The sequence below is a fragment of the Bradyrhizobium sp. UFLA06-06 genome (assembly GCF_054820065.1).
Genome location: NZ_JADFUD010000023.1, coordinates 1 through 25,907, shown reverse-complemented (window position 1 = coordinate 25,907; position 25,907 = coordinate 1). Strand labels below are relative to the sequence as shown.

Annotated in this window: 19 protein-coding genes; 7 read left to right on the top strand and 12 right to left on the bottom strand. The window is 66.4% G+C overall.

Annotated features, from left to right (window positions below; genetic code table 11):
- Positions 1-7: 7 nt before the first annotated feature.
- Together IF803_RS20580 and IF803_RS20575 are read right to left on the bottom strand one after the other, a co-directional pair.
- Positions 8-364 (bottom strand): hypothetical protein, encoded by a 357-nt coding sequence (locus IF803_RS20580; protein ID WP_209911178.1) that lies wholly within the window; start codon positions 362-364, stop codon positions 8-10.
- Between the two features lie 89 nt (positions 365-453).
- Positions 454-1,074, bottom strand: a complete 621-nt coding sequence (locus tag IF803_RS20575) for a hypothetical protein (RefSeq protein ID WP_461193268.1) — start codon at positions 1,072-1,074, stop codon at positions 454-456.
- 71 nt (positions 1,075-1,145) lie between these two features.
- On the opposite strand from IF803_RS20575, the gene IF803_RS20570 reads away from it, so the two are divergent.
- A complete protein-coding gene (locus tag IF803_RS20570) occupies positions 1,146-1,580 on the top strand; it encodes a hypothetical protein (protein ID WP_461193267.1) in 435 nt (144 codons plus the stop codon).
- 14 nt (positions 1,581-1,594) lie between these two features.
- Here IF803_RS20570 and IF803_RS20565 read toward each other — a convergent pair whose 3' ends face one another.
- Complete coding sequence (locus IF803_RS20565) at positions 1,595-3,997, bottom strand: EAL domain-containing protein (RefSeq protein ID WP_461193266.1); 2,403 nt, start codon at positions 3,995-3,997, stop codon at positions 1,595-1,597.
- Positions 3,998-4,144: 147 nt separating this feature from the next.
- Positions 4,145-5,563 carry an MFS transporter gene (locus tag IF803_RS20560; RefSeq protein ID WP_461193265.1) on the bottom strand — a complete coding sequence of 473 codons (1,419 nt, stop codon included), beginning with the start codon at positions 5,561-5,563 and terminating at the stop codon, positions 4,145-4,147.
- 587 nt (positions 5,564-6,150) lie between these two features.
- On the opposite strand from IF803_RS20560, the gene IF803_RS20555 reads away from it, so the two are divergent.
- Both IF803_RS20555 and IF803_RS20550 read left to right on the top strand, forming a co-directional pair.
- On the top strand, positions 6,151-7,227 hold the full coding sequence (locus tag IF803_RS20555; RefSeq protein ID WP_028337716.1) for a lysylphosphatidylglycerol synthase transmembrane domain-containing protein: 1,077 nt from the start codon (positions 6,151-6,153) through the stop codon (positions 7,225-7,227).
- A 136-nt stretch (positions 7,228-7,363) separates the two neighbouring features.
- Positions 7,364-9,298 carry an SGNH/GDSL hydrolase family protein gene (locus tag IF803_RS20550; protein WP_461193264.1) on the top strand — a complete coding sequence of 645 codons (1,935 nt, stop codon included), beginning with the start codon at positions 7,364-7,366 and terminating at the stop codon, positions 9,296-9,298.
- 69 nt (positions 9,299-9,367) lie between these two features.
- Here IF803_RS20550 and IF803_RS20545 read toward each other — a convergent pair whose 3' ends face one another.
- Together IF803_RS20545 and IF803_RS20540 are read right to left on the bottom strand one after the other, a co-directional pair.
- On the bottom strand, positions 9,368-9,934 hold the full coding sequence (locus IF803_RS20545) for a DUF2147 domain-containing protein (RefSeq protein WP_026193022.1): 567 nt from the start codon (positions 9,932-9,934) through the stop codon (positions 9,368-9,370).
- A gap of 127 nt (positions 9,935-10,061) precedes the next feature.
- Positions 10,062-11,090: an NAD(P)/FAD-dependent oxidoreductase gene (locus tag IF803_RS20540; RefSeq protein ID WP_461193263.1), complete on the bottom strand. Its 1,029-nt coding sequence runs from the start codon at positions 11,088-11,090 to the stop codon at positions 10,062-10,064.
- A 164-nt stretch (positions 11,091-11,254) separates the two neighbouring features.
- Here IF803_RS20540 and IF803_RS20535 point away from each other — a divergent pair, with 164 nt between their 5' ends.
- Positions 11,255-11,716 carry an acyl-CoA thioesterase gene (locus IF803_RS20535; RefSeq protein ID WP_076825837.1) on the top strand — a complete coding sequence of 154 codons (462 nt, stop codon included), beginning with the start codon at positions 11,255-11,257 and terminating at the stop codon, positions 11,714-11,716.
- A 7-nt stretch (positions 11,717-11,723) separates the two neighbouring features.
- Here IF803_RS20535 and IF803_RS20530 read toward each other — a convergent pair whose 3' ends face one another.
- Complete coding sequence (locus IF803_RS20530; RefSeq protein WP_018272592.1) at positions 11,724-12,044, bottom strand: 2Fe-2S iron-sulfur cluster-binding protein; 321 nt, start codon at positions 12,042-12,044, stop codon at positions 11,724-11,726.
- Positions 12,045-12,205: 161 nt separating this feature from the next.
- Entirely contained in the window at positions 12,206-12,583 is a 378-nt protein-coding gene (locus tag IF803_RS20525) for an Hpt domain-containing protein (RefSeq protein ID WP_028341640.1), read from the bottom strand.
- 381 nt (positions 12,584-12,964) lie between these two features.
- Here IF803_RS20525 and IF803_RS20520 point away from each other — a divergent pair, with 381 nt between their 5' ends.
- Complete coding sequence (locus IF803_RS20520; RefSeq protein WP_461193262.1) at positions 12,965-18,985, top strand: apolipoprotein A-IV repeat region-like domain-containing protein; 6,021 nt, start codon at positions 12,965-12,967, stop codon at positions 18,983-18,985.
- A gap of 271 nt (positions 18,986-19,256) precedes the next feature.
- Here IF803_RS20520 and IF803_RS20515 read toward each other — a convergent pair whose 3' ends face one another.
- The 3 genes from IF803_RS20515 to IF803_RS20505 form a co-directional block, all read right to left on the bottom strand.
- Entirely contained in the window at positions 19,257-20,123 is an 867-nt protein-coding gene (locus IF803_RS20515; RefSeq protein WP_018272595.1) for an MlaD family protein, read from the bottom strand.
- Between the two features lie 120 nt (positions 20,124-20,243).
- Positions 20,244-21,014, bottom strand: coding sequence for an ABC transporter ATP-binding protein (locus IF803_RS20510; RefSeq protein ID WP_461193261.1), 771 nt, complete (start codon positions 21,012-21,014; stop codon positions 20,244-20,246).
- Between the two features lie 2 nt (positions 21,015-21,016).
- Positions 21,017-22,150, bottom strand: a complete 1,134-nt coding sequence (locus IF803_RS20505) for an MlaE family ABC transporter permease (protein ID WP_018272597.1) — start codon at positions 22,148-22,150, stop codon at positions 21,017-21,019.
- A gap of 141 nt (positions 22,151-22,291) precedes the next feature.
- Here IF803_RS20505 and dgcA point away from each other — a divergent pair, with 141 nt between their 5' ends.
- A complete protein-coding gene (gene dgcA / locus IF803_RS20500; protein ID WP_461193260.1) occupies positions 22,292-23,293 on the top strand; it encodes an N-acetyl-D-Glu racemase DgcA in 1,002 nt (333 codons plus the stop codon).
- Here dgcA and IF803_RS20495 read toward each other — a convergent pair.
- Complete coding sequence (locus tag IF803_RS20495; RefSeq protein WP_461193259.1) at positions 23,290-24,462, bottom strand: MFS transporter; 1,173 nt, start codon at positions 24,460-24,462, stop codon at positions 23,290-23,292. The genes dgcA and IF803_RS20495 overlap by 4 nt on opposite strands.
- A 75-nt stretch (positions 24,463-24,537) precedes the next feature.
- On the opposite strand from IF803_RS20495, the gene IF803_RS20490 reads away from it, so the two are divergent.
- Positions 24,538-25,830, top strand: a complete 1,293-nt coding sequence (locus tag IF803_RS20490) for a hypothetical protein (protein WP_461193258.1) — start codon at positions 24,538-24,540, stop codon at positions 25,828-25,830.
- Positions 25,831-25,907: the final 77 nt, after the last annotated feature.

Sequence of the window (25,907 nt, the reverse complement as noted above, 5' to 3'; positions counted from 1 at the left end):
CGGAGCATCAAAAGCCACAGGCTGCATACGTCTTTCTCACGAGACGGAAATGCGCGCCCTCGGCTACGAAGTCCACATCCATGCACTGGTTGCCTCTGCGATATTCCCCGATCACGCCGCACTGCAGATATTCGAGGTTTATCCGCCAGCGCTTTTCCTGCGGGGAATAGGTCGCAAAGTCGTGCTGCGCGACCGGCGTTCCCTTGCAGATTCCGGCAACGTATTGCCGCACGTCGGGCGGCAGGTTGTCGATGTGATTGTGATCAAGCGGATCATGTTTGTTGCCCACGCTGCCCTTGGAAAGCGCCGGCGGGATGCTCAGGAGCACAAGGCATAGAGCCAAAAATGGAGCCCGGATTGTCATCTGACCCTCCAGTCAAAAGCAAATCCGTCGCCGAGTTTACAGCGCGTTGCTTACAACCCGCTTACAGTCCGGCCGCGAGAGCGGCTAACTCACTGACTGCGAACCGCCTTCGGCAGCAGCGCATCGGGCAATTGATCGAAGCTGTAGCGCCGCGGCCGGTTGCGCGTGACGAAGCCGCCGACCTGCCAGGTGAACAGCGCCGCAAAGCCGACCAGGAACAGCGCGCCCATCCAGTTCGAGGCCAGCAGCGCCATCAGCAGCAGTCCCGCCATTGCCACCGCAAGAAACGCCAGCAGCGCCAGCGCGGCGGTGTATGTCTTCGGCCCGAGGCCTCCGACCAGCCTCGCCGTGCTGCCGGCCGCCTTCATGCGGCAATGCAGCTCGACGATGAAGTCGCGGTAGAGGTGTCCTTGCGGCGCGACCAGCGTCGCGGTCTGCCAGGTGGTCGACAGGATCGCGATCCGGCCGCCCTTGGCGTTGTCGATGTCGGCGCGAAACCGCTGCTGCTGCATCGAGACCGGGCGATAGGACAGTTTCACGGCGGAGATGTCGGCGTAGTCCCACACGCCCGACCTGCCAGCGATCCGCCACGACAGCCCGTCCCCGGTCAGCTCGAACTGGTGCGCCGAGCCGATCAAGGAGGCCTTGTAGGCATAGCGCAGCGGCGCGCCCTCGCCTGCCTCCGACCGGTCCTGCAACGTTGTTGGCAATTCGCCGTTCCACCTGTTCAAACCTACGCGCAAGCTTGCGCAGCCTGTCGCGCCTATCCTACAAGCGAGCCATGCCCGAGACGACCTATTTTCCGCGCTACCTCATCCTCGGCGGCGCGATGATATCCGGCGTGCTGCTGGCGCTTGCCGTGCACATGCTCGGCGCGAGCTACGGGCTCGATCTCGGCGGCCTGTGGCGCTCCGACAGCCACGAGTTCATGCCGGCGGGCGCGGCGATCGCGTGGTGGCTGATCGCGACCGTCGGATTTTCGGGCGGCTACTTCACCGCGAATCTGATGCACAGCGCGGTGGCCGGCCAGATCCCGCAACGGATGCGCAACTTCCTGATCGTCGTCGGCGTATTGATGCTGGCCGGCGCCGGCCAGGCCGCGTCGGCGCCGAGCACGGTCTCGACCATTTCCGCCGTGCTCGCAGGCCTTGCCGCCCTGGGCCTCGGCGCGGTGATGGCGTTCTGCGGCGCCTATTTTGCCCTGCGCAAGAGCTGAGCTAGCCTTCCAACTCAGGCGACCGATCGTTCCGGCGCCCGACGCAACATCTTGGCGACGTCGGCTGCCGGCCGCGGCGGGCTGAACAGATAGCCCTGCGCCTGCGTGCAGCCCTCCTGACGCAGCAGGTCGAACTGGGTATCGGTCTCGACCCCTTCGGCTGTCGTGACGATGCCGAGGCTCTTGCCGAGGCCGGTGACCGCACGCACGATCGCCATCGAGTCCTCGCGTGTCGCAAGGTCGGTGACGAAGGAACGGTCGATCTTGATCTTGTCGAACGGGAAGCTGCGCAGATAGCTCAGCGAGGAATAGCCGGTGCCGAAATCGTCCAGCGAGATGCGGACGCCGAAGCCGCGCAGCTCATGCAGCACCGCGAGCGTCGCCTCGCTGTTCTGCAGCAGCACCGATTCGGTGATCTCCAGCTCAAGCCGGTCCGCCGACAGGCCGGATGCTTGCAGCGCCGCCTTGACCGACGACACCAAGTTCGGGTTCTTGAACTGCACCGGAGACAGGTTGACGGCGACCGCGATGTCCTTGGGCCATCTTGCGGCCTCCACGCAGGCCTTGCGCAGCACGACCTCGCCAAGCGGAACGATCAGCCCGGTTTCCTCGGCGACAGGGATGAAATTGTTGGGTGCGATCAGCCCGCGCTGCGCGTGATTCCAGCGAGCCAGCGCCTCGAACGCGACGACCCGATCGCCCACGACATCGCGGATCGGCTGATAGTAGACCTCGAACTCGTCGCGCTCGAGCGCGAACCGCAGGTCACGCTCCAGCAGGCGGCGCGCCTGCGCACGCGCGTCCATCCCGGTCTCGAAGAACCGATAGGTGCCGCGGCCGTCGGCCTTGGCGCGGTACAGCGCAAGATCGGCCTTTTGCAGCAATTCGTCGGGATCCTTGCCGTCCTCGGGCGCGAGGGAGATGCCGATGCTGACGCCGATCACAAGCTGATGGCCGCCGATCTCGTAGGGCGCCGCGATCCGCTCGACCACGAGACTTGCCAGCGACGACACGACGGACGGCTCGCAATTGCTGCAGAACTGCACGATGGCGAATTCGTCGCCGCCAAGCCGCGCCACGGTGTCGTGCTCGGTCACGCATTCGCCGAGCCGGCGCGCGACTTCGCGCAGCAGCGCGTCGCCGATCGGATGCCCGAGCGTGTCGTTGATTTCCTTGAAATGATCGAGATCGAGACAGAGCACGGCCAGCTGGTCGGAGCGCTTGGCCAGTCTCGAGGCCTTCTCGAGCTGCTCGCGGAACAGCGTCCGGTTCGGCAAATTGGTCAGCGCGTCATGCCGCGCCATGTGCGAAATCTGTTCCTGGGCCTGCTGCCATTCGGTGATGTCTTCGAAGGTCGCGACCCAGCCGCCGCCCTTCATCGGCTGGTCGACGACACGGATCGCGCGCTCGTTGCGGCTGACGATCCGCGTCGCGCTGTGGCCGGCCTTTGCCTCGGCGACGAGAGCATTGCAGAACTCCTCGGGATCGCCGTCCCACTCGCCGATGGAATGCAGGTCCTGCAAGACGTCGATCAGCAGGCGCCCTTGCAGCGGCACGCGACTGCGCCCCATCATCTCGCTGTAGCGCTCGTTGAACAGCATGATGCGGCCGTCGGCATCGAACATGCACAGCCCCTGCGACATGTTCTCGAGCGCGGTATCGAGCACCACCTTCTGCTTGTGAAGCTCGGTCTTGGCGCGACGGTCGAGGATCGAGGCGATCAGCGAGAGGCCGAGAATCGCGAAGGCCGCAACGGCGGTCATGAACGAGAGCACGCGCGGCGAGACCGTAAGTCCGCCGGAAACGATCGTCGGATCCGGGACGAGCGTCACCGCGCCCATCGCGGTGAAATGATGCGAGACGATCGCAACGGTCAGAAGACCGGTCGCGGCGGCGGTGGTGCCGAAACGTTCGCCACGCGTGGCAACGACCAGCGCGAGCGCGCCAAACAGGCTTCCGAACGCGATCGACGCGGCTACGATGCCGGGCGACCAGACGATACGCGCGGGCAGCTCCAGCCCGAGCATGCCGGTGTAATGCATCGCCGCGACACCGGCGCCGACGATCGCGCCACCGGCCGCAACCGTCCGCCAGCGTTCGTCGAGCGTGGCGACGGCCAATCCGACGGCCAGGATCGCAACCGCGAGCACCAGCGACAGCAGCGTGATGGGAATGTTGTACCCGGCCTCGATGCCGGGATCGTACGCCAGCATGGCGACGAAATGGGTGGCCCAGATGCCGCAACCGCCGACCGCCGCATCGAGGCCGATCCAGATCTCGCGGGCACGCCCCTGTGCGGCGCGGGCACGGTGAAACAGGCTGATCGCGACGGCGCTGGCGAGCAGGCAGATCACCGCGCCAAGGACGACCAGCCGCCAGTCATGCTCCAAAGTGAGACAGGTCAGAACGCGATACATATAGGCCCCCTTTATGGACCTATAAGAACAGACGCATTCGTGTACGAACGGTAACCGCACTGCAGCAAGGTTCCATGCATGGTGAAGAAGCCTTGAATGCAGGCGATCGAGCCGGCGCAAGGCGGAGATGCCTCGCTTCAGTTCGTCTCAACGCCGAGCCTCTGACCATGCGCCGATCCAGATCAGCGCAGCGGCCGCCAGCAACGCGCCGGCGGAGATGACGAGCGCCGCATGCAGGCCGGCGATGAAGGCCGCGGACCGGCTGACCATCGAGCCGAACAGCGCGACACCGAGCACGCTGCCGGTCTGCCGGGTCGCGTTCAACACCCCGGCCGCGATGCCGGCATGCTGCGGCTCGGCACTGCCGAGCAGCGCCGATGTCAGAGGCGGCACCAGCAGGCCGAGGCCGCCGCTCATGGCCAGCAATTGCAGGCAGATCGCGAGATAGCTCGTGCCGGGGCCGATAAACAGCAGCGCTAGGCATCCGGCGGCCGAGAGCGTTGCACCGAGCGCGATTGTCGCCGGCGCGCCGATCCGCTCCGCGACACGCGGCGCGATCAGGTTGGCGGGCAGCACGGCGCCGAGCATCGGCACGAACGCGAGGCCGGTGGCGAACGCCGACAGGCCGTTGACCTGCTGGAAGTAGAGGCTGAGCACGAAGATCAGGCCGTAGAACGCGACATTGACCAGGAGGCCGACCAGCGAGGTCAGGGCAAACATCCGGTGGCGGAACAGCGAGAGCGGCAGCATCGGCTGCGGCGCGCGCGCCTCACGCCAGACGAACAGCACGGAGAAGACGGCGGCGAGAACGAAGCCTGCGATCACGAACGGGTCGCCCCAGCCGAGCGCGCCGCCCTCGATCAGCGCGCCGGCCACTGTGCCGAGCGCGGCGATCGCCGCGACCTGACCCGGCAGATCGAGCCGGTGTTGCTGATGACGCGTGGTTTCGTTGGCGAAGCGCCAGGCGAGCCACAAGCCGGCGAGGCCGATCGGCAGGTTGACCAGAAAGATCGCGCGCCAGCCGACCAGCGCGATCAGTCCGCCGCCGACGAACGGGCCGGCGGTCAGCGCAAGGCTCGCGCCCGCGGCCCAGACCCCGACCGCGCGTCCCCGCGCCTTCTCGTCTTCATAGGCATGGCGGAGCAGCGCCAGCGAGTTCGGCACCAGGATGGCCGCGGCCAGCCCCTGCACGCAGCGGGCGGCGATCAGCGTCGCCGCATCAGGCGCGACCGCGCAGGCAACCGATGCCGCGGTGAAGATCGCAAACCCGGCCATGAAGATGCGCTTGGCGCCGATCCGGTCGCCGAGCGCGCCCGCGGTCAGGATGAAGGCCGCAAAGGCAATCGTGTAGGCGCTGACCACCCATTGCAGTTCGGCAACGCCGCCGCCGAGCGAGGCGCCGATCGCATTGAGCGCCGTGTTGACGATGGTGACGTCGAGCTGCACGACGCCATAGCCGAGACTCATCGCGGCGAGCGTCAACGTCGCCGCAAGCCCGCTCGTTTGCTGATGCGACGCTGCGCGCCGGTCCGGCATGTGCCGGACGTTCAGGGATGTCTGTTGCATGGCTTTGTCCTTGCTCTCGGCAACCAATGCGAGACATAGGCCTTCGTTTCGCCGCAACACTTCGCCGCCGATCGAAGTGTGGAATCGATTGCCTGGCCGGCCTGCCCGACGGCGGCCGGCTTGCGCGGCGTTTTGCCTCAATAGACCTACGGACCGCCCTCGCGCGCCTGACCCGGCCCGAGCGCAGGGCGGATCATGCGCAAGCGCACGTCGACTTCACACTTTGGTAAACGCCACAGCCGGCTCAGGCGCCCCCATGCTGGTGCATATCGTCTATTCGCCTCGCGCCAACTAACCCGCATCGACGCCGGGACGGCGGCAAAATCGGCGAAAAAGCCGACGAAATCGCTTGGAACGGCGGAACATGCAGTGGCCCCGTCGCTGTCCTGCGACTCACATTCCGCAGAGCGAGAACATATGTAGCCAATATGACAATGACGCTGGACGAGGGCCGAAGCTTGGCTTGTCAAGGGCTGCACAACGCATCGGTTTTGCCTTATGGGTCATCGCGTACGGTGCGTTTGCCCGTCACCCGTCGCCGTCCGTGACCGGGTCCCACTGAAATTGCCGCCCCGCCGGGAGGATGAATGCTTCGGCTGCTGACCACGCTTGGGCGTGGTTTCAAGGAAAAGATCGGCTGGAAACGGCTCGGGATCGCCGCGAGTGTGTTGATCATCGCGTTCGCGATCACGTCGCTTGTTCACACCCTGAAGGGCGTCGATACCGGCATCATTCTCACCGCGCTCACCAACATCGCGCCGCATCGGATCGCGCTGGCGGCGCTCTGCGTGGTCGGGGCGTTCTGCACGCTGACCTTCTACGACTTCTTCGCGCTGCGCACGATCGGCAAGATCCATGTCCCTTACCGCATCGCAGCGCTGTCGAGCTTCACGAGCTACACGATCGGTCACAATATCGGCGCCACGGTGTTCACCGGCGGCGCGATCCGCTTCCGGATCTATTCCGATTACGGCCTCTCCGCGATCGACGTCGCCAAGATCTGCTTTCTGTCGGGCCTGACCTTCTGGCTCGGCAATTTGTTCGTGCTCGGCTTCGGCATGGCCTGGCACCCGGCGGCGGCGTCGGCGATGGACCTGCTGCCGCCGGCGATGAACCGGCTGATCGCGCTCGGCTGCCTTGCCGGCATCGGCGCCTATTTCGTCTGGCTCCTGACCGGCGAGAAGCGCCGCGAGCTCGGCCAGAACGGCTGGAAGGTGGTGCTGCCCTCGGCCAAGCTGACGCTGTTGCAGATCCTTATCGGCGTGGTCGATCTCGGCTTCTGCGCGCTCGCAATGTACCTGCTGATGCCGACCGAGCCGCATATCGACTTCGTCTCGCTGGCGGTCGTGTTCATCCTGGCGACGCTGCTCGGCTTCGCCAGCCACGCCCCCGGCTCGATCGGCGTGTTCGACGCCGCGATGCTGGTGGCGCTGCCGGAGTTCAGCAAGGAACAATTGCTGGCGACGCTGGTCGTGTTCCGCATCCTCTACTTCCTGATCCCGTTCGGGATTTCGATCTCGATCATGGGCATGCGCGAACTCTGGCTCAACGTGGTGCAGCCCTGGCAAGAGCGGAAACGACTAAGCCAAGCCTGCACGGCTTCGGCGACCGTGCGGCAACCGATCGAAAGCCGGCAGCAGCGGGTCAGGCAGCTGAAACGGTAACAGGCAACGTTATCGGCCCTCGTGCGGGCCCCTCGACCCCGGATTTTCGATCCTCGCAGCCGCTTCTCTTATTTTCGCCGTACCGCTCGCGTCAAACCGCGCCATGATTGGCTTTTTGGTTCGATTTTCGTTTCGGATGACGGTCTGCAGCGTGCTGCTCGGCAGCGCGCTGGCAGCGGTATTCGCATCAGCCGCGGACGCGCAGGACAATCAGCTGCAGATCTCCTGGGAGGTCCGCAATCGCTTCCGCCTGTTCCGCGAGGAACGCGACTTCCGCCTGCATGTCGAAAGCGGGCTTGGCCGCAGCGTGCTGGCCTCGGAACAGGCGCTGGAACTGCAAAGCGACGGCCGCGGCTGGGCGCGCAACACCGTGAACCGGCTCTGCATCGACCTGCAGGGCCGCGTCAGCGAGCCCTGCACGCGCGACAGCGTCAAGGAAAGCTATCTGACGCCGATCGATCATCCGATCGTCGTACGGCTCACCGGACCGGTTCCGGTCGGCGCGACCTGCGCCTGGTCGTTCGACGACGGCGACGGGCCCCAATCCTCGACATTCGATTGCGCCGAGCCGATCAACCTGCGCGTCCGCTACGGCCGCACCACGGTCGCGACCGTCGACGTCGCGAGCGGCTCGGACGCCAACCAGCGCGTGACGACGCCGATCGAGGTGCGCGACTTGCTGATCGCGGGCCTCGGCGACAGCATCGCATCCGGCGAGGGCAATCCCGACCGCGCGATTGCGCTCTCCGACGAGGGGTTCTGCTTCCGCTCCTATCTCGGCGGGGCGCAATATTACCGGCCGAGCCGTGCCGGCTACAAAGGCGGCCGCGCCTGCGAAGCACCGGACACCCTGACCAACTGGCAGCGCCAGAGCGCGCTGTGGCTCAACTCGGCCTGTCACCGGTCGCTGTACAGCTACCAGACGCGCACGGCGCTCGCGCTCGCCGTGCAATATCCGCACATCGCGGTGACCTATCTGCCGCTGGCCTGCACCGGCGCCACCATCTCCGACGGCCTGCTCGGCTCGCAGCAGGCGCGGGAATGCCTGCCGACGAAGACAGCCAATACCTGCTCGGGCACCGTCAACGGCCAGATCGCGGAGTTGCGCACGGCACTCGCCGCCGCCAAGCGCCGTCAGCCCGACCGCACCCTCGACCTCGTGCTGCTGTCGATCGGCGCCAACGACATCTACTTCTCCGGCCTCGTCGCCAACGTGATCGTCGACACGCCGACCGAGCGCACGCTGTTCAGCCGCGGCGGCTCGATGGCCAGCGTCGAAGATGCCCGTTCGGCACTGGCGCGCGACCTGCCGGCCGATTTTGCCAAGCTGCGCGATGCGCTGAAGCCGCTGGTCGGCGGCGATCTCTCGCACGTGATCTACACGGCCTACGCCAATCCGGCGCTGGCCAATGGCGGCGCGCCCTGCCCCGGCGGCCGCGCCGGCTTCGAGATCCATCCCTCGTTCAACGCCGATCCCAAACGCCTCGCGTCGGTCTCGAGCTTCGTGCAGAACGAGTTCCTGCCGCAGCTCAAGGCGATCGCGCAGTGCCAGTCCGGCATCATCTGCCGCAATCCGCAGGCCGACCGCATGACCTTCGTCGATGCGCATCAGGACGCGTTTGCGAGCCATGGCTTCTGCGCACGCGCGTCGACCGATCCGGAATTCGACCGCGACTGCTTCGCCGCCAACGGCGACAGCTTCGTGTCGGACATCGTCGCCGCAGCCAACCAGCCGCTCAAATGCGGCCGCAGCGCCGGCGAATACCGCGCCTATCTGCCGCGCGCGCGCTGGATCCGCGACGCCAATGACAGCTACTTCACGGCGATGACCTACCCGCAGGGCCTGCCGTCCTCGATGCAGCCAAGCGACATCCACGACGCGACATGGGGCATCCTGTCGGCGGTGTATGGCGGCGCGGTGCATCCGAGCGCCGAAGGCCATGCGGCGATGGCCGATGCCGCGGTCCCCGCGGCCGCCACCGTGCTGCAATTGAACACCGCCGTGCCTGAAGTGATTTCCGAGCCGGTCGCGCCACTGCCGATGCCGATTGCACCGACGGGACAGCGCTGAACGCTCACGCTGCCACGCAAGAGCGGAGCGTGAGCGCGCGCAGATCGGAGCGTTAGCGAGAGAGAAGTGTTAGTGCCGCTTCGTCGCGGGCACCGGCGCCGCCGGCTTCGCCACCGCGGCTTGCGCCGGCAGATATTTGGCGACGATCGCGGGATCGAGCTGGGCCACCGCGGTGTCAGGCAGCCGGGTCCAGACCTCATCCTTGCCGAACAGCGAGATGCCGAGAAAGCCGCGCATCGTCAGCGTCTGACCATCGGCGCTCAACGTCATCTTGGCCTTGTAGACCTTGCCGTTGCGCGGATCGAGCACGTTGCCGCCTTCATAGGCGAGCCCGTTGCGCTTCATGTCGCGGATGAGGGGAATGCCGAGCCACGGCATGTCCTTGCGATCGTCGGTGCACTTCGAGCAGACCGGATTGGGCGGATCGCCGGGCGATGAAAACATCTTTGCGATCATGCCTTCGAACAGACCATTGCGCTCGATCACCAGGAACCAGCCCTCGGGCTTGCCGTCTTCGACCTTTTGCCACAGGCCGGCCGCCGACGGGTCGGCCGCCGAGGCCGCAAGCGGAGCAGCTAGCGCAAAGGCCGTGGCGATCGCGAGGATCAGCCGAAGTCTGGATAGCGTGTTCCGCATCATCATCACCTGATCAATCGACCAACTCGAGTACAAGCAGACTACGGCCATTTCACGGAGTGTTCCAGTACCCGCGCCGCGCAGCAAATGGCCCATGCCTCTGGCATTGGTCTCTGCTCGAGTGGAATCAGTGCACCCCAAGCTTCTTCTGCAGACTCGATGACGAGGTTGTGTACTGGAACACCAGCCGCTTGTCCGGATACACGTAGCGGTGCGCCTTCTGCGCCATCAACGCACCCTCGTGGAAGCCGGAGAGAATGAGCTTGAGCTTGCCCGGATAGGTGTTGATGTCGCCGATCGCGAAGATGCCGGACACGTTGGTCTCGAACGCCGCGGTGTCGACCGGCACCAGATTGTTCTCCAGCGCCACGCCCCAGTTCGCGACCGGACCGAGCTTCATGGTGAGCCCGAAGAACGGCAGCATCGTATCGCAGGCGATCGTCGAGACCGCATTGTCATTACCCTTGAGCGCGGCGCCCGAGAGCTGGCCGTTGGCGCCCTCGAGCCCCGTGACCTGGCCGATCTTCAGATCCATCTTGCCGTCGGCAACCAGCGTGCGCATCTGCTCGACGCTGTGCGGCGCCGCGCGGAAATCGTCGCGCCGGTGCAGCAGCGTGATGCGCTGGGCGATCGGATGCAGGTTGAGCGTCCAGTCGAGCGCGGAGTCGCCGCCCCCGACGATCAGGATGTTCCTGTCGCGGAATTGCTCCATCTTGCGCACGGCATAGAACACCGACGTGCCTTCATAGGCCTCGATGCCCGGCACCGGCGGACGCTTCGGCTGGAACGAGCCGCCACCGGCCGAGATCACCACGACCTTGCACTCGAACTCCTTGCCGGCATCGGTCTTCACGCGGAACAAGGGATCGCCGATCTTCTCGATGCTCTCCACCATCTCGTTGAGATGGAAGGTCGGATTGAACGGCTTGATCTGCTCCATCAACTGCTCGGTGAGGCCCTGGCCGGTGACGAAGGGAATTCCGGGAATGTCGTAGATCGGTTTCTCAGGATAGAGCTCGGCACACTGCCCGCCGATCTTGTCGAGGATGTCGACCAGATGCACCTTCATGTCGAGCAGGCCCAGTTCGAACACGGCGAACAGTCCGCAGGGGCCCGCGCCAATAATCAGCACATCGGTCTTGATCGCTTCGCTCATGTCCGCTTCTTTTCAGTTGAAATCGACTGGACGGCTTTTTCGCCTGTCCAGCCAAGTGGGCCGGATCGCGACATGCATAATAGGGACAGCGGCTGGCGCGGCAACCCCTTGCCGAGCCTGCGCAACTCGGCTGTATGGGCGGGAAACCGACGGAGATCCCCCTCGTGAATGCCCCTGTCCGTGCTGACGATGCGCCGCGCCTGGAAGACTTTCCCTATCGCCTGTCCGACAATGTGCGCTTTGCCGATCTCGACCCCAACGGGCACGTCAACAACGCCGTCTATGCGAGCTATTTTGAAACCGGCCGCGTCACGCTGGTGAAGGACCGCAGCATGGGGCTGATGCCGGCGGGGCTCGGCTGGATCATGGTGCGCCTCGACATCCATTTCCGCGCCGAGCTGCACTGGCCGGGTCAGATCGAGCTCGGGCTCGGTCTCGTCAAGTTTGGACGCACATCGACCACCTTCGACCAGGTGGTGTTTTCGGAAGGCAGATGCGTGGCGTCGGCGAAGGCGGTCACGGTGATGATCGATGAGGCCACGCGCAGGCCGACGCCGCTGCCGGCGGAGGTCAAGCAGAACTTTCGCCGCTGGGTCCGTCGCGGAGTGAATCCGGACGGCGAATGAAAGAATCTTAGGCCTGCCGCTCCGGCGTCGACACGACCAGTCCGTCGAGATCGTCGGTTACCTTGATCTGGCAGGACAGCCGCGAATTCGGACGCACGTCGAAGCCGAAATCCAGCATGTCCTCTTCCATCGGCGACGGCGCGCCGACCTTCTCGCGCCAGGCTTCATCGACATAGACATGGCAGGTCGCACAGGCGCAGGCGCCGCCGCATTCGGCTTCAATGCCGGGAATGGCGTTGCGGATCGCACCTTCCATCACCGTCGCGCCGTTCTCGATCTCAACTGTGCGTTTCTCGCCGGAATGGTCGATAAAGTGGATTTTGGCCATGATTGCTCGTGCTGCCGGAATGCGCCGGACGATGGATGGAAAGGTCCCGGGCAGTCGTATAACGGGTCGATCCGCACAGCGCTAGCGCGGAGACCGAAAACCTGCCCGCCGGTTGGGAAGCCGCCCAAGCTGCCGCGGCGCGCCGCCGAGACGCCGGACGCCTAGGAGCGGCCCAGGATCAGCTCGATCGCCGTGCGCGCCTCGGCAATCGCGGCGCCGAGCGCGGCAAGCGGCTGGGCCGCATCGGAACCGCCAGTCAGCGCGGTCTCCAGCTGGGCCGCAGCCTCGGCGACGCCGAAGGCGCCGATTGCCCGCGCCGATCCTTTCAGGGTGTGGGCGTGGGTCGCCGCCTCGGGTGGCAAGGCGGCCAGTTCACCGAGGATCCGGGCCGACTGGGCCGCGAACATGGCCAGCACTTCCCGCTCGAGGCCCGGATCGCCCAGCGTCATGCGCTGAAGATGATCGACGTCGATCGGCCCGGCGCCGGGCGCCAGCGGCGGCGATTGCGTCCATTCGATCCGTTCGAGATGAAGCGGCATGGCCTGTCCCTGTCGTCTCCGCCGGGCCCTCGCCGGCGGATGGTTGGCCCAGCCAATCACGAAACTGGTTAACGGATTGTTGTCGGGATGATCGGCAAAACCGCCCGATTCTGGACAATTTCTGGACACAATCGACGCGCTGCGGCCGGAATTTCGAGTACCCATAAGGCCTTATGGCGCAAAGCTGTTAACGATGATTAAGAAAGTATTAATCGCAAGCATTTCATTCGCATCGCTCTCCCAATAGGATGTTTGCGGATGTAGCGGACAAGCCGCCCAGGGGGCCGCTTGCGCTCCGCTTGTGGGCACCGGCTTCGAGCTTGCGTGGGGACGATCGCAGGCTCGCCGACGCGTAAAATAGTGAGAGGGCTCAGACTGAACATGGCGAACACTCCCAAGAAGGTCAAAGATCCCACCGAAGTCGCGCTTTCTGCCATCCAGGAAGCCCTCAACATCAGCGAACAGGGCGCGGAGAATCGCAGCCCCCTCAACGAAGGCGCCGCGCCGCCGAACCTGCCGCCGCCCGCGGCCGATTTTTCAGCCGCATCGTTCGAGTCCCGTCCGAGTAATACCGATCGTTCGGCGTTCGAGCCGATCGAAGAACCGCGCGCGCCGCGCCGCGCCGCCAACGACGATCGCGAAACCATCGGCCAGATGCTGCAGACGCTGCAGGGAGGACGCGCGCGCAACGCCTTCACGCTGTTCTTTGTCTGCTCCGGCGCCTGGCTGCTGGGCGGCGTGATTCTCACCATCGCGTTCTGGCCCGCCCTGCAGGCTTCGATGGCCCAGGGCACCGGCGTCCTGGTGCTCGCCGGCCTTGCCGCGCTGTTCGCCGTGCCGATCCTGCTGTTCTACTATCTTGCGAGCCTCGCCTCGCACGGTCAGCGCATGCAGATGATCGCGCAATCGATGGCGCAGGTCGCGATGCGATTCTCCGAGCCGGAAAACGCCGCCGCCGATTCCATGGTGACGGTCGGCCAGGCGATCCGCCGCGAGGTCGCTGCGATGGGCGACGGCGTCGAGCGCGCGATCGCGCGCGCCGGCGAACTCGAGACCCTCGTTGCCAACGAGGTCGCGGCGCTGGAACGCGCCTATTCCGACAACGAAGTACGCATCCGCGCGCTGCTGCAGGACATCGCCCACCAGCGCGACAACCTGGTCGGCCAGGCCGAGCAGGTGCGCAGCGCGATCTCCGGTGTGCAGATCGACCTGCGCCACGACATCGCGCTGATCTCGGACGCCATCGCCTCGCGCGTCGACGAGGTCGCCAAGAGCATCACCGGCGCGCTGGAAGAGCGCGGCCAGCACATCACGACCGCGTTGAGCCATGCCGGCGACAACATGATCCTCGCGCTCGGCGAACGCGGCGGCGACCTGCTCGACCGCCTCGAGGAAGCCAGCGCCGAGACCACGCGCGCGGTGATGGATGCCTCCGAGCGGCTGACCACCAGCCTCAACTTCAAGACCGGCCACGTCCATGACGAGTTCGTCGATCTGGCCGATCGCGTCCACGAGCTGCTGAACGAGCGCATCGACCGCATCACCGGCGAGTTCGAGCAGCGTTCGTCCGTCATCGTCGACGGCATCTCCGACCGCACCGAAGAGGTCCACGACTCCCTGAAGAACTCCGCGGACTCGCTGCTGCTCGAGCTCGAGCTGCGCAGCAACGACCTCGTCAGCAAGATCGACGACGCCGGCAACCGCCTCGCCGGCCAGATCCTGACGTCCGGCGACAAGGCGAGCGAGGCGCTCGACGTCACCGTCAACTCGCTGGTCGCCAAGGTGGTGGGCCAGACCGAGACCGCGCACGACTCGCTGTCGCTGCAGATGAGCGCGTTCGACGACCTGGTGAAAAACCATGGCAGCGAGCTCGCCGAGAAATTCGCCCGCGACTCCGGCACGCTCGGCGCGCTGATCACCCGCCACATCTCGGAATTCGACCGCACGGTGAAGACCTTCGGCGGCGACATCGTCGAGCGCATGGGCCAGCGGACCCAGGACATCGCCGACAGCCTGAAGACCTATGTCGACACCTTCGACCATCGCGTGACCACGAATAGCGGCGAGATCACCGCCTCGCTCGACCAGCGCCTGCTGCAGTTCGAGACCACGCTCGGCAGCCGCGTCACCAATCTCGACGCCTCGCTGACCGACAAGCTGTCGTCGTTCGATAGTTCGCTCGCCGGCAAGATCGGCTCGTTCGACGGCCGCCTGCAGTCGCTGGATGACGCGATCGACGGCCGCATGAAGTCCCTCGAGATCACCTTCGAGAGCCGCGCCAAGTCGGTCACCGACACCATCGACGGCCATCTCGGCACGCTCGCGACCCAGCTGACCGACGGCGCCTCCCAGGCGATCCAGTCGATCGACTCGCGGCTTGGCCTGCTCACCACCACCCTGACCGAAGGCACCGTGCAGGCGATCGCCGCGGTCGACCATCGCATCAACGGCGTCACCGAGACCATCGACGGCCACAGCATCCGCCTGGTCGACACCCTCAACGGCCACAGCACCCGCCTCGCCGACACCATCAATGGTCACAGCGCCAACCTGACCGACACCATCTCGGCGCGCTTCGCCGACATCCAGCAGGGCATCGAGAGCCGCGTCGGCGTCATCGCCGGCGACATCGACACCCGCGTCGCGCAGTTCGAGGACCTGCTGGGTTCGCGCGTCGAGGCCGTCGCCGGCCGCATCGAGAGCAGCGGCCGCCAGGCGAGCGAGGACCTGATGTCCCGCGCCGAGCTGTTGTCGTCGAGCATCAAGTCCCATGTCGAGGACGCCGAGCGTTCGCTGACCAACCTCGTGGTCAACACCAGTGAAACCATCCAGACCGGCGCGCGCACCGCGCAGCAGGCGCTGCTCACCGTGTCCGCTGACGTCGGCAACCAGCTCAAGCTGAGCTCGGCCGAGGTCGAGAGCGTGCTGACCGCCGTCGGCACCAGCGCCGCCAACTCGATCCTCACCAGTGCCCGTGACGCCCAGGTGTCGCTGGTCTCCGCCTCCGGCGACGTCGCCTCGCAGATCAAGTCGCTGTCCGAGGATGTCGAACGCACGCTGCAGGCGGCCGGCAGCGCCACCGCAGCCTCCGTGCTGTCCGGCGCCCGCGACGCGCAGACCACGCTGGTCAGCGCCTCGGTCGAAGCCGCAAGCCAGGTCAAGTCGTTGGCCGCCGATGTCGAGCAGTCGCTGTCGATGTCCGGCTCCGCCGCCGCCGAAGCGATCATGACCGGTGCGCGCGAGGCCCAGACCACGCTGATCGCGACCTCGACCGACGTCACCGGCCAGGTCAAGTCGCTCGCCAGTGACGTCGAGCGTTCGCTCTCGATGGCCGGCACCGCGACCGCCGAAGCCGTCGTCGCCTCCGCTCGCGAAGCCCAGAGCACGCTTGCCGGTGCATCCACCGAAGCCGCCAACCTGGTCCGCACGCTCGCGGCCGACGTGCAGCACTCGCTCTCGACCGCCGGCACCGCCACCGCGGAATCCATCGTCGCCTCCGCTCGCGAGGCCCAGAGCACGCTCGCCGGCGCGTCGACCGACGCCACCAACCTGGTCCGGACACTGTCGGCCGACATCGAACGCTCGCTATCGATGGCAGGCTCCGCCACCGCAGAAGCCGTCGTCGCCTCCGCCCGCGAGGCCCAGAGCACGCTCGCCGGCGCATCCACCGACGCCACCAACCTGGTCCGGACACTGTCGGCCGACATCGAGCGCTCGCTGTCGATGGCAGGCTCCGCCGCCGCGGAAGCCGTCGTCGCCTCCGCCCGCGAGGCCCAGAGCACGCTGGCCGGCGCATCCACCGAGGCCACCGATCTGGTCCGCTCGCTGGCGGCCGACATGGAGCGTTCGCTGTCGATGGCAGGCTCCGCCACCGCGGAATCGATCACATCAGGTGCGCGTGAGGCCCAGAGCACGCTGGTCAACGCGTCGACCGACGCTGCGACCAAGGTGTCTGCGCTTGCCGCCGACATCCAGCGTGCGCTGTCGATGGCCGGCTCCGGCACCGTCGAGATGCTGACGGCCGGCGCCCGCGAGGCGCAGAACACCCTCGTCACCGCGTCGACGGAGGCAGCCAACCACGTCAAGTCGCTGGCCGTCGATGTCGAGCGCACCCTGACCTCGGTCGGCACCAACACCGCGCAGGCGATCCTCGGCAGCGCCCGCGATGCCCAAAGCTCGTTCGTGGCAACCTCCAGCGAGGCCGCAAGCCAGATCCGGGAGATCTCCGCCGAGATCGAGCGCTCGCTGACCACGGCCAGCGCGGAGACCGCGCAGACCATCCTGGGCAGCGCCCGCGAGGCCCAGGGCTCGTTTGCGGCGACCTCCGCCGATGCCGCCGCCCAGATCCGCACGCTCTCGACCGATATCGAGCGCGCGCTGGGTGCGGTCACGGCCAAGACCACCGACAACATCCAGACTTCGGCGCAGAACGCGCAGGCCGCGCTGATCACCATGTCCAACGAGGTCTCGACCAAGGTCAAGACGACCTCCGCCGACATCGAACGTTCGGTGCTGTCGGCCTCCAGCGCCTTCGGCTCGGCGATGACCGGCAAGACCGACGAGATCGTCACCTATGTGCAGCAGCAGACCGAGCGTCTGTCGCAGATGGTCGACGGCCGCCGCGGCTCGCTGGTCGAGGCGCTGACCGCCAAGACCACGCAGCTGTCGAGCGACATGGATCGCGCCACCGCGGACGCGCTGAAGGCGATCGAAACCCGCGGCCTCGCCTTCTCGCAGACGATGTCGGCCCACGGCAGCGATGTCGCGCGCAACATCACCTCGGCCGGCGATCAGGCGACCGGCGCGGTGGCGAAGTCGCTCAAGGAGCTCGAGCACGCCTCGCGCGCGGCGATCGACCAGTCGCGCCAGGTCTCGATCTCGGCCGTCACGGAGATGCAGGAGACCAGCAAGATCCTGCGCACCGATACGGTCGCGCTGTTCGAGCGGCTGCGCGAAGGCAACATCCTCTTGCAGGAAGTGTTGACCGGCGCCCACGACAACCTCAACTCGCTGGAGCGCGCGCTGGTGACCCGCGTGGCCGACTTCGTGTCCGCCATGAACGACGTCACCTCGCGCAACGGCGTGGCAACCCAGACGCTGGAAGACCAGCTCACGGTGTTCAACAGCAAGACCGGCAAGGCGCTGGAAGATCTCGGCGCGCTGTCGAGCCAGTTCGAGACCCATGGCAAGGCGCTGATCGATGCGGCTGCCGTGGTCGAGCAGGCCAACCGCTCGACGACGGCCTCCGTCAGCGAGCGCAAGTCGGCGCTGGAAGCGCTGGTCACGACCATCGACCTGCGCACCACCGATCTCGACCAGCGGCTGTCGCGCTTCACCGGGCTGCTCGATGAATCGCTCGGAGCGGCCGAGGAACGCGCCCGCGACATCGCCCGCGTGGTGGCGGAGACCGCAGGCGCCGGTTCGGCTGCGATCAGCAGGCAGTTCGAGGCGGTACGCCAGGCAGCCGAGAACGAGCGTCAGCAGACCGTCGACGCCATGAACGACCTCTACCAGCAGAGCAATGCCGAGACCGATGCGATGTTCAAGGAATCGACGGAGAAGTTCTCCGCGATGGTCACGGCGATGAAGCAGATGGCGAGCGAGATGCACAACGAGCTCGAGTCCACCCGCAACGAGCTGCGCCGCGGCGTGCTCGAGATGCCGCAGGAGGCCGCCGAGAACACCGCGCAGATGCGCAAGGTGATCGTCGACCAGATCGAGGCGCTGGCCGAGCTGAACCGCATCGTCGCTCATCACGGCCGCGGACTCGACGTGGTCAGCACCAACCGCGCCAGCGTTCGCCACGACGAGCCGGTGATGGCTGCCGCCGGCGGCCGCGGCGATGTGCGCATGCGGGACAACGGCAACAGCGCCTCGACGCTGCCGCCGCCGGATCTCGGCATGGCGAGCTCGCGCCGCACCGAGGCCCCGCCGGTCAGCCCGGCAGGCCCCAACAACAACGGTGACGGCTGGCTGTCCGACCTGCTCAACCGCAGCGACGCGCCGCCGCCTGCCCCGCAAAGCCGCGACGCCCAGCAGCGCCCGCGTCCGCAGCAGCAGCCGGTCAATCCGCTGGAGTCGCTGTCGCTCGACATCGGCCGGCTGATGGACCGCACGCTTGCGGCCGAGATGTGGGATCGCTACCAGCGCGGCGAGAACAAGGCGTTCTCCAAGCGCCTCTACACGCCGGCCGGCCAGAAGGCCTTCGATGAGGTGGCCCGCAAGTACCGCTCCGACCGCGGCTTCAAGCAGACGGTCGACCGCTACATCGCGGAGTTCGAGCGCCTGCTCGACGAAGTGGCTCGCGACGGCCGCGGCCAGCAGGAGCTGAGCAGCCACCTCACCTCGGAGACCGGGCTGGTCTACACCCTGCTCGCGCACGCCGCGGGACGGCTGGGATAAGCTGGCGAATAGCGCGAGTAACGAATAGCGAATGGAAAACGGAGACCGAAAGGTCTCCGTTTTATTTTGGGGCGACGCCGCAGAGTCTCGCTGTGGCACCGGCGTGCCAGTACTAACCGGCGTCATTGCGAGGAGCGCAAGCGACGAAGCAATCCATCGCGCCGAGCATGCGAAACGATGGATTGCTTCGCTTCGCTCGCAATGACGGGCCCGGCAGCGAAGGAAGGCAATTTGCTATTTGCTATCCGCCACGCACCATTCGCCCGTCACGTCATTGCCGCCGCCGCGGCCCGGGCGCGGCCGGAGCCGGCGCTGGCTCGGGTGCGGCGTTGTTGCTGCCGCCGAAGATCACCCGGCTCGGGTTGCGGTCGAAATTGTTCACCGCGCGGCTGATGTCGGACAGCGTCCTGCGGCCGTCGTTGATCAGGAGATTGGAGCGCTTGTCGAGATCCTCGGCGAGCTCGCGGATCGACTTCACCATCAGGTTCAGCTCGCTGCCATTGTTGCCGCCCGCGATCGCATTGAGGCCCAGCATCAGGCTGTCGGCCTTGCCCATCACGCCGTCGACCTTGAGCATGACGTTGTCGATCTTCTCGGAATTGCGCGCCAGCGCCTGGGTGAAGACCTCGAGATTCTTCAGCGAGTTCTTCACCGACTGCTGATTGTCGGCAACGATGCGGTTGACGTTTTGCAGGGTGGCGCGGATCGCCTCGGTGACGTCCTGCAGCGCATTCGGGTCGGCGGTCAGAACCGGGATGCCGTCCTCGTCCAGCGGCACCGGCGGGGCGGCCTCCTCGCCGCCCTTGAGCGAAATCGCGGCGACGCCGGTGAGGCCCTGGAACTCGAGACCGACCAGGGTGTCCTTGCGGAGCGGTGCGTTGTTCTCGATCATCGCCAGCGCGACCACGCGCCTGGGGTTGTCGAGCTTGACCGAGACCACTTCCCCTATCCGAATACCGTTAAAATTGACATTGCCGCCATTGCGCAGGCCTGACGCCGGCCCTTCGAAGATCACCCGCAAGGGGCTGCGCTGCTTGGTGGTGTGGAGGCTCTGGAACCACAGCACGAAGCCGAACGCGGCGGCGATCACCGCCAGCGTGAAAGCCCCGATCAAGACGTAGTTCGCCCGCGTTTCCATCAATTACTCGCGTTCATCACTCTTGGGCCCCTCGCGCAGCCGGCTGCGCTCGAGCCTGTCGAATTCCCTGTTGGCGCATGATTTCGTCCGAAAATCGGCTCCAGGTTTCGGGATCATGGGCTAGGCCACAACGGCACGGGCGCGCTTGCCGTTGAAATATTGCTGCAGCCATGGATGCTGCGATGCCTTCATGTCGGCGATCGATCCTGCAGCAATGATCTTACCGTTCCCTAAAACGGCGATACGGTCGCACGCGGTGTAAAGACTGTCGAGATCGTGCGTTACCATGAAAACGGTCAGCCCCAAAGTGCGCTGCAGGGTGCGCACCAGCTCGTCAAACTCGCCGGCGCCGATCGGATCGAGACCCGAGGTCGGCTCGTCGAGAAACACGAGTTCGGGATCGAGCGCGAGTGCGCGCGCCAGCGCGACGCGCTTGATCATGCCGCCCGACAATTCCGACGGAAAACGATCGGCGACTTCCGGCTTCAGCCCGACCATCACGAGTTTCGCCACCATGATCTCGTCGAGCAGCCGCTGCGAGACGCGCAGATACTCGCGCGCCGGAAACTGGATGTTCTGGCGCACCGTGAGCGAGGAGAACAGCGCGCCCTGCTGGAACAGGATGCCCCAGCGGCGCTCGACGGCACGGCGCTGCGAGGTGCTCGCGGCGTCGAGATCGACGCCGAACACCTCGATGCGGCCGGCGACCTTCGGCACGAGCCCGATGATGGTGCGCGTCAGCACCGACTTGCCGGCGCCCGAGGGCCCGACGAAGCCGAGGATCTCGCCGCGCCTGACGTCGAGGTTGAGGCCGTCGAGCACGCGCGTGTTGCCGAATTGAACGGTAATGTCGCGGACCCGGATGATGGCGTCGTTGTCCTCTTCCGCCATGATCACATCCCGATCGAGGCGAAGAAGATCGCGAACACGCCGTCCATCACGATCACGAAGAAGATCCCTTTCACCACCGATGCGGTGGTGTGCTGTCCGAGCGACTCCGCCGAGCCCTGCACCGCCAGGCCTTCGACGCAGGCAACGATACCGATCACCGCCGCCATGACCGGCGCCTTGACCATGCCGACGATGAAATGGTCGATCGATATGGCATCACGAAGGCGGAGCAGGAAGGCCTCCGGATCGACGCCGCCATAGAGCCAGGCCACCAGGCCGCCGCCATAGAGCGCGGCCATCGCGCCGAGGAAGGCCAGGATCGGCAGCGCCAGCACCAGCGCCAGCATGCGCGGCAGGATCAGGACCTCGATCGGATCGAAACCCATGGTACGCAGCGCGTCGATCTCCTCGCGCATCTTCATCGAGCCGAGCTCGGCGGTATAGGCCGAGCCGGAACGGCCCGCGACCATGATCGCGACCAGCAGCACGCCGATCTCGCGCAGCACCAAGACGCCCAGCATGTCGACGACGAAGATGTCGGCGCCGAACCTGCGGAAATGGAAGATGCCCTGCTGCGAGATGATGCAGCCGATCAGGAAGGTGATCAGCACCACGATCGGCACCGCGCGCCAGCACACCTGCTCGAGGTGATGCACCGTCGAGGTCAGGCGGAAGCTGCGCGGATGGATCAGCACCTTGCCGGCGGCCACCAGTACCGCGCCGAGCATGTCGACGAGGCCGATGATCGTGCCGCCGATCCCGGCCACGGTGCGCCCGATCTGCTCGAGCATGCCTGATATCGACAACGGGTCGCTGACGACCCTTGGCGCGGGACCGACGCGGCGGACCTCGTCGACCAGGCTGGAATAGTTGGCCGACAGGCCCGCGATCTCGGCTTCCGCGCCGGCGTCGCTGAGGCTGCGGCGCAGCCGCTCGATCAGCCAGGCGCCAAAGGTGTCGAGGCTCGCGACCTGCGACACGTCGATGAAGATGTGCGGCCGGCTGCCGCGCAGCTTCTCCGCGTCGGAGACGATACGCTCGAGCGCAGGGGCAAAGCGGGCGGTCCAGTTGCCCGCCGCACACAACGCCAGTCCTTCGCCTTGGGCTATCCGCTCCAGTGTCGGGTCGCCGCTCACCTTTTGCCTACCCCTCAAGCCGGCTGGCTGCCGCTAACGCTGATCTCCGGCGCTGCCGGATCGGCTTGTCGAATCTGCCGCTAAACAGCCATAGTTGGCTGCGCGTCGCAAGCTACGGTTCAGGAAATAGTAGACTTTAAAATGACTTCCACCCCATCCGGAGCGATTTCCCTGACCGGTCGGATCGAGCGCTGGCCGATCGCAGGGACCTTCACGATCAGCCGCGGCGCCAAGACCGAGGCCATCGTCGTGGTCGCCGAGCTAAGCCAGGGCGGCCTCATTGGCCGCGGCGAATGCGTGCCCTACCCGCGCTATGGCGAAACGCCCGAGGCGACGCTGCAGGCGATCCAGGCGATGCAGGCGCCGCTCGCCGGCGGCATGGACCGCATCGCCTTGCAGGCCCGGATGCCCGCCGGCGCCGCCCGCAATGCGCTGGATTGCGCGCTGGCGGACCTTGAGGCCAAACGCGCCGGCAAACGGATCTGGAACCTGCTCGGCCGGCCCGCGCCGGAGCCGCGCACCACCGCCTATACGATCTCGCTCGGGACATCAGAGGCGATGGCGGAGGCCACCGCAAAGGCTGCGCATCGTCAGTTGCTCAAGATCAAGCTCGGCGGCGATGGCGACGGCGCACGGATCGCCGCCGTGCGCAAGGCGGCGCCTCGATCCGAATTGATCGTCGACGCCAACGAAGCCTGGACCGAGGACAACCTCGCCGCCAATCTCGCGGCCTGCGCCGATGCCGGCGTCACCCTGATCGAGCAGCCGCTGCCGGCGGGCAAGGACGAGGCGCTGGCGCGGATCCAGCGCCCGCTCACGGTCTGCGCCGACGAGAGCGTGCACGACCGCGCCTCGCTTGCCGGCCTGCGCGGCCGCTATGACGCCGTCAACATCAAGCTCGACAAGACCGGCGGCCTGACCGAAGCGCTTGCGATGGCGGATGCCGCCCGTGCGCTCGGCTTCGAGATCATGATCGGCTGCATGGTCGCGACCTCGCTTGCGATGGCGCCGGCGATGCTGATCGCGCAGCAGGCACGCTTCGTCGACCTCGACGGCCCGCTGCTGCTGGCGAAGGACCGCGACCACGGCCTGCGCTACGAGGGCAGCCTGGTCTATCCGCCCGACGCCGGGCTCTGGGGCTAATCGGTGAGACGCTTGCGCGCCAGCCACATCACGAGCCCGCCCGTGGCCGCCATTGCGGCCATCATGTCGTAGACGCCGAGCCCGAAGCGCGCATAGACCATGCCGCTGACGATCGCCGTGGTGCTCGCGACAATGCCGCCGCAGGCGGTGAGATAGCCTTGCGCGCGCGCCATCACGTGAACCGGCACGTGATGCACCATCAGACCCATGATGCCGACCTGCGTCAGGCCGAAGCTCAGCCCGTGTCCGAGCTGCACAACTGCAAGCACCGCAAGCGGCGGGTCCTGCGCGGTGATCGCCCAGCGCGCCGCGGCACTGGAGGCCGCGATCATCACCAGCACAGCCGACGGCAGCGTGAAGCGCGGCGAGGCCGCAAACAGCACGATCTCGGCGATCACGCCGAGCACCCAGAGACAAGCGATCGTCAGGCCGCTGAAGCCGGCCTGCTGCCAGGCAATCGATGCGAAGATGTAATAGGCGCCGTGGCTGCCCTGGATCAGCGCCGAGGATACGATGATGGCGAGGAAGGTGGGATTGCGCAGCAGTTTTGGCGCGCCGGCCGCAGGTGTGACGGAAGCCACTGGGCGGCCCAGCGGCCGCAGCGTCAGCCCGACCAGCGCGCCGAGCACCGTCACGGCCGTGATGATCCAGATCAGGTCGACCTCCGCGACATAGCGGAGCAGGAAGCCGCTCACCAGCGCGCAGACCGCGAAGGCGGCCGAGCCCCAGAGCCGCAGCGGTCCGTAGCTGAGGCCGAATTGCCTGACGCCGCGCAGCGCATAGGCGTCCGTGAGCGGCACCATCGGGGTCCAGACGCAGCAGGTCAGCGCATAGATCGCCAGTAGCACGAACGGCTGGTGCTGGGTGCCGATCACGGCAAAGCCGAACGCTGTTGCGAATCCGGTGGCGATGATCGCGCCGCGCAGCATCTGGCGCCGTTCCGCCGCCGCAGTGACCAGCGGCAGCACGGTGAAGCGCGTCACCGGCGGCACCGCGGTGATGATGCCGATCCAGGTGGCGTCGATGCCGATCGCCTTCAGCCACACCGTGAAAAACGGCAGATGAACCCCGGTCATGCCGAACAGCGTGGCGTAGAATGCCGCGAGTCGGTTCGCGAATCGCCGCGATGCAACCTTTGCTGCAATGGGGATTTGTGATTCGGAAGACATCAATTCAATTGCGATTCGCGCGATATCGTGGTGATCGTTAGCGTAACGCGCAGTGATTTGCGCGGAGAGATTGTGATGGCCGAAGAAGCATTCGCCCTGTCGCCGATATCCGCCCGCGCGGCCCTGCCGAGCGAGGAGGACTATGCTGCGATCAGCGCGGCCTTCATGGAAACTTCGCGGGGCCGCTGGTTCCTTGGCGAATACGCCAAGCGCAACCGCAATGCCGATACCCGCATGGTGCTCGATGCCGTGGCGCGGATCGAGGAAAGCCTCAGCGCGCAGCGGCAAGCCGCCGCAGCGGCGATCAGGGACGAGCAGCTGGCGCAGGCGCTGGCCGCCCTGCGCGGCGCAATCGAGGCCGCCCAGGCCTCCGCTATCGCCGCGCTCGACGGCATCAGCTTCGAGCAGAGCCTCGCGCCGGTGCGCAAGGGCGTGCGGGTGATCAGGGAGATCTCCTGGCGGCTGCGCGAGATCGGCAATGACGGCCGGATCTGCGACATCATCGATTCGCAAGTTAGCGCGATCGAGGCCGGCGCCGCCGAGGTCTCGATGGACGATGCCAAGGCCGTGCTGGATGCCGGCTTCGCTGCGCTGGCGCGCAGCCTGAGCGAGTTCGATCCGGACAAGGCGGCGACGCCTGCGGCTGAGCCTGATGTGGCCGAGGCGCCGGTTGCGGAACCGCCGGCCGCGGCCCCCGCGCCGCCACCGGTGGCCGAAAGTGCAGCCCCCGATATGGCCGCTACGCCGCCAGCGCCGCCTCAGGAGGCCGCTGCGACGCCGAACGTCGAAGCCGCGATTCCCGCCGCCGTGCCCGTCACTGAGGCCGCTACGGCCGTGATGCCGCAGCCGAGCGAAGCCTGGATCAAGGCTGAAGCCGCGCTGGCCGAAGCCGAGGCCGCAGAACTCGCCCGCGTCACCGACGAAGCGACGGCCGACGCCCATGACGAGGCGGTGCTCGACCTCATCGCGATGGAGATGGGTGCGCCCGATCCCATCGACGAAGAGGCGATCGCGGAGGAAATGCGCGCCGCCGAGGAGATGCGTGTCGCCGAGGCGATGGCCGCCGAGCCGGAAATGGTTGCGCCAGCCATTCAGCCTGCACCGGCGCCCGCGCCGAAGGTCGAGGTCAGAGCCGAAGTCAAGATGGAGCCGACACCGCTGGCCGCAGCGCCGATTGCCGAGACGCTCGTGATGCCGCCGCCTCTCCCGCCCGCCGTTGAGGCTGTCCCTGTTCCTGCAGCAGAGATCTCACTCGGTTCGACCATCATCGCCAGCGGCTTGCTGAAAAAGCCGAGTGCTGCGGCCAACGACCCGCTCGCGCCGATCCGCCGCATGAGCCAGGCCGAGAAGATCGCGTTCTTCTCGTAACCTAAAGCGGGATGGGTTTAGGTTGAATCGATTTGGGATTCCCAAATCAGTGTGTTTCTGATTCACCATGCTGGCTG

Bases quoted from the DNA above. Each gene is read 5' to 3' on its own strand.
- IF803_RS20580 (WP_209911178.1), bottom strand. From the start codon at position 364: ATGACAATCCGGGCTCCATTTTTGGCTCTATGCCTTGTGCTCCTGAGC.
- IF803_RS20570 (WP_461193267.1), top strand. From the start codon at position 1,146: ATGCCCGAGACGACCTATTTTCCGCGCTACCTCATCCTCGGCGGCGCG.
- IF803_RS20565 (WP_461193266.1), bottom strand. From the start codon at position 3,997: ATGTATCGCGTTCTGACCTGTCTCACTTTGGAGCATGACTGGCGGCTG.
- IF803_RS20560 (WP_461193265.1), bottom strand. From the start codon at position 5,563: ATGCAACAGACATCCCTGAACGTCCGGCACATGCCGGACCGGCGCGCA.
- IF803_RS20555 (WP_028337716.1), top strand. From the start codon at position 6,151: ATGCTTCGGCTGCTGACCACGCTTGGGCGTGGTTTCAAGGAAAAGATC.
- IF803_RS20550 (WP_461193264.1), top strand. From the start codon at position 7,364: ATGACGGTCTGCAGCGTGCTGCTCGGCAGCGCGCTGGCAGCGGTATTC.
- IF803_RS20545 (WP_026193022.1), bottom strand. From the start codon at position 9,934: ATGCGGAACACGCTATCCAGACTTCGGCTGATCCTCGCGATCGCCACG.
- IF803_RS20540 (WP_461193263.1), bottom strand. From the start codon at position 11,090: ATGAGCGAAGCGATCAAGACCGATGTGCTGATTATTGGCGCGGGCCCC.
- IF803_RS20530 (WP_018272592.1), bottom strand. From the start codon at position 12,044: ATGGCCAAAATCCACTTTATCGACCATTCCGGCGAGAAACGCACAGTT.
- IF803_RS20525 (WP_028341640.1), bottom strand. From the start codon at position 12,583: ATGCCGCTTCATCTCGAACGGATCGAATGGACGCAATCGCCGCCGCTG.
- IF803_RS20520 (WP_461193262.1), top strand. From the start codon at position 12,965: ATGGCGAACACTCCCAAGAAGGTCAAAGATCCCACCGAAGTCGCGCTT.
- IF803_RS20515 (WP_018272595.1), bottom strand. From the start codon at position 20,123: ATGGAAACGCGGGCGAACTACGTCTTGATCGGGGCTTTCACGCTGGCG.
- IF803_RS20510 (WP_461193261.1), bottom strand. From the start codon at position 21,014: ATGGCGGAAGAGGACAACGACGCCATCATCCGGGTCCGCGACATTACC.
- dgcA (WP_461193260.1), top strand. From the start codon at position 22,292: ATGACTTCCACCCCATCCGGAGCGATTTCCCTGACCGGTCGGATCGAG.
- IF803_RS20495 (WP_461193259.1), bottom strand. From the start codon at position 24,462: ATGTCTTCCGAATCACAAATCCCCATTGCAGCAAAGGTTGCATCGCGG.
- IF803_RS20490 (WP_461193258.1), top strand. From the start codon at position 24,538: ATGGCCGAAGAAGCATTCGCCCTGTCGCCGATATCCGCCCGCGCGGCC.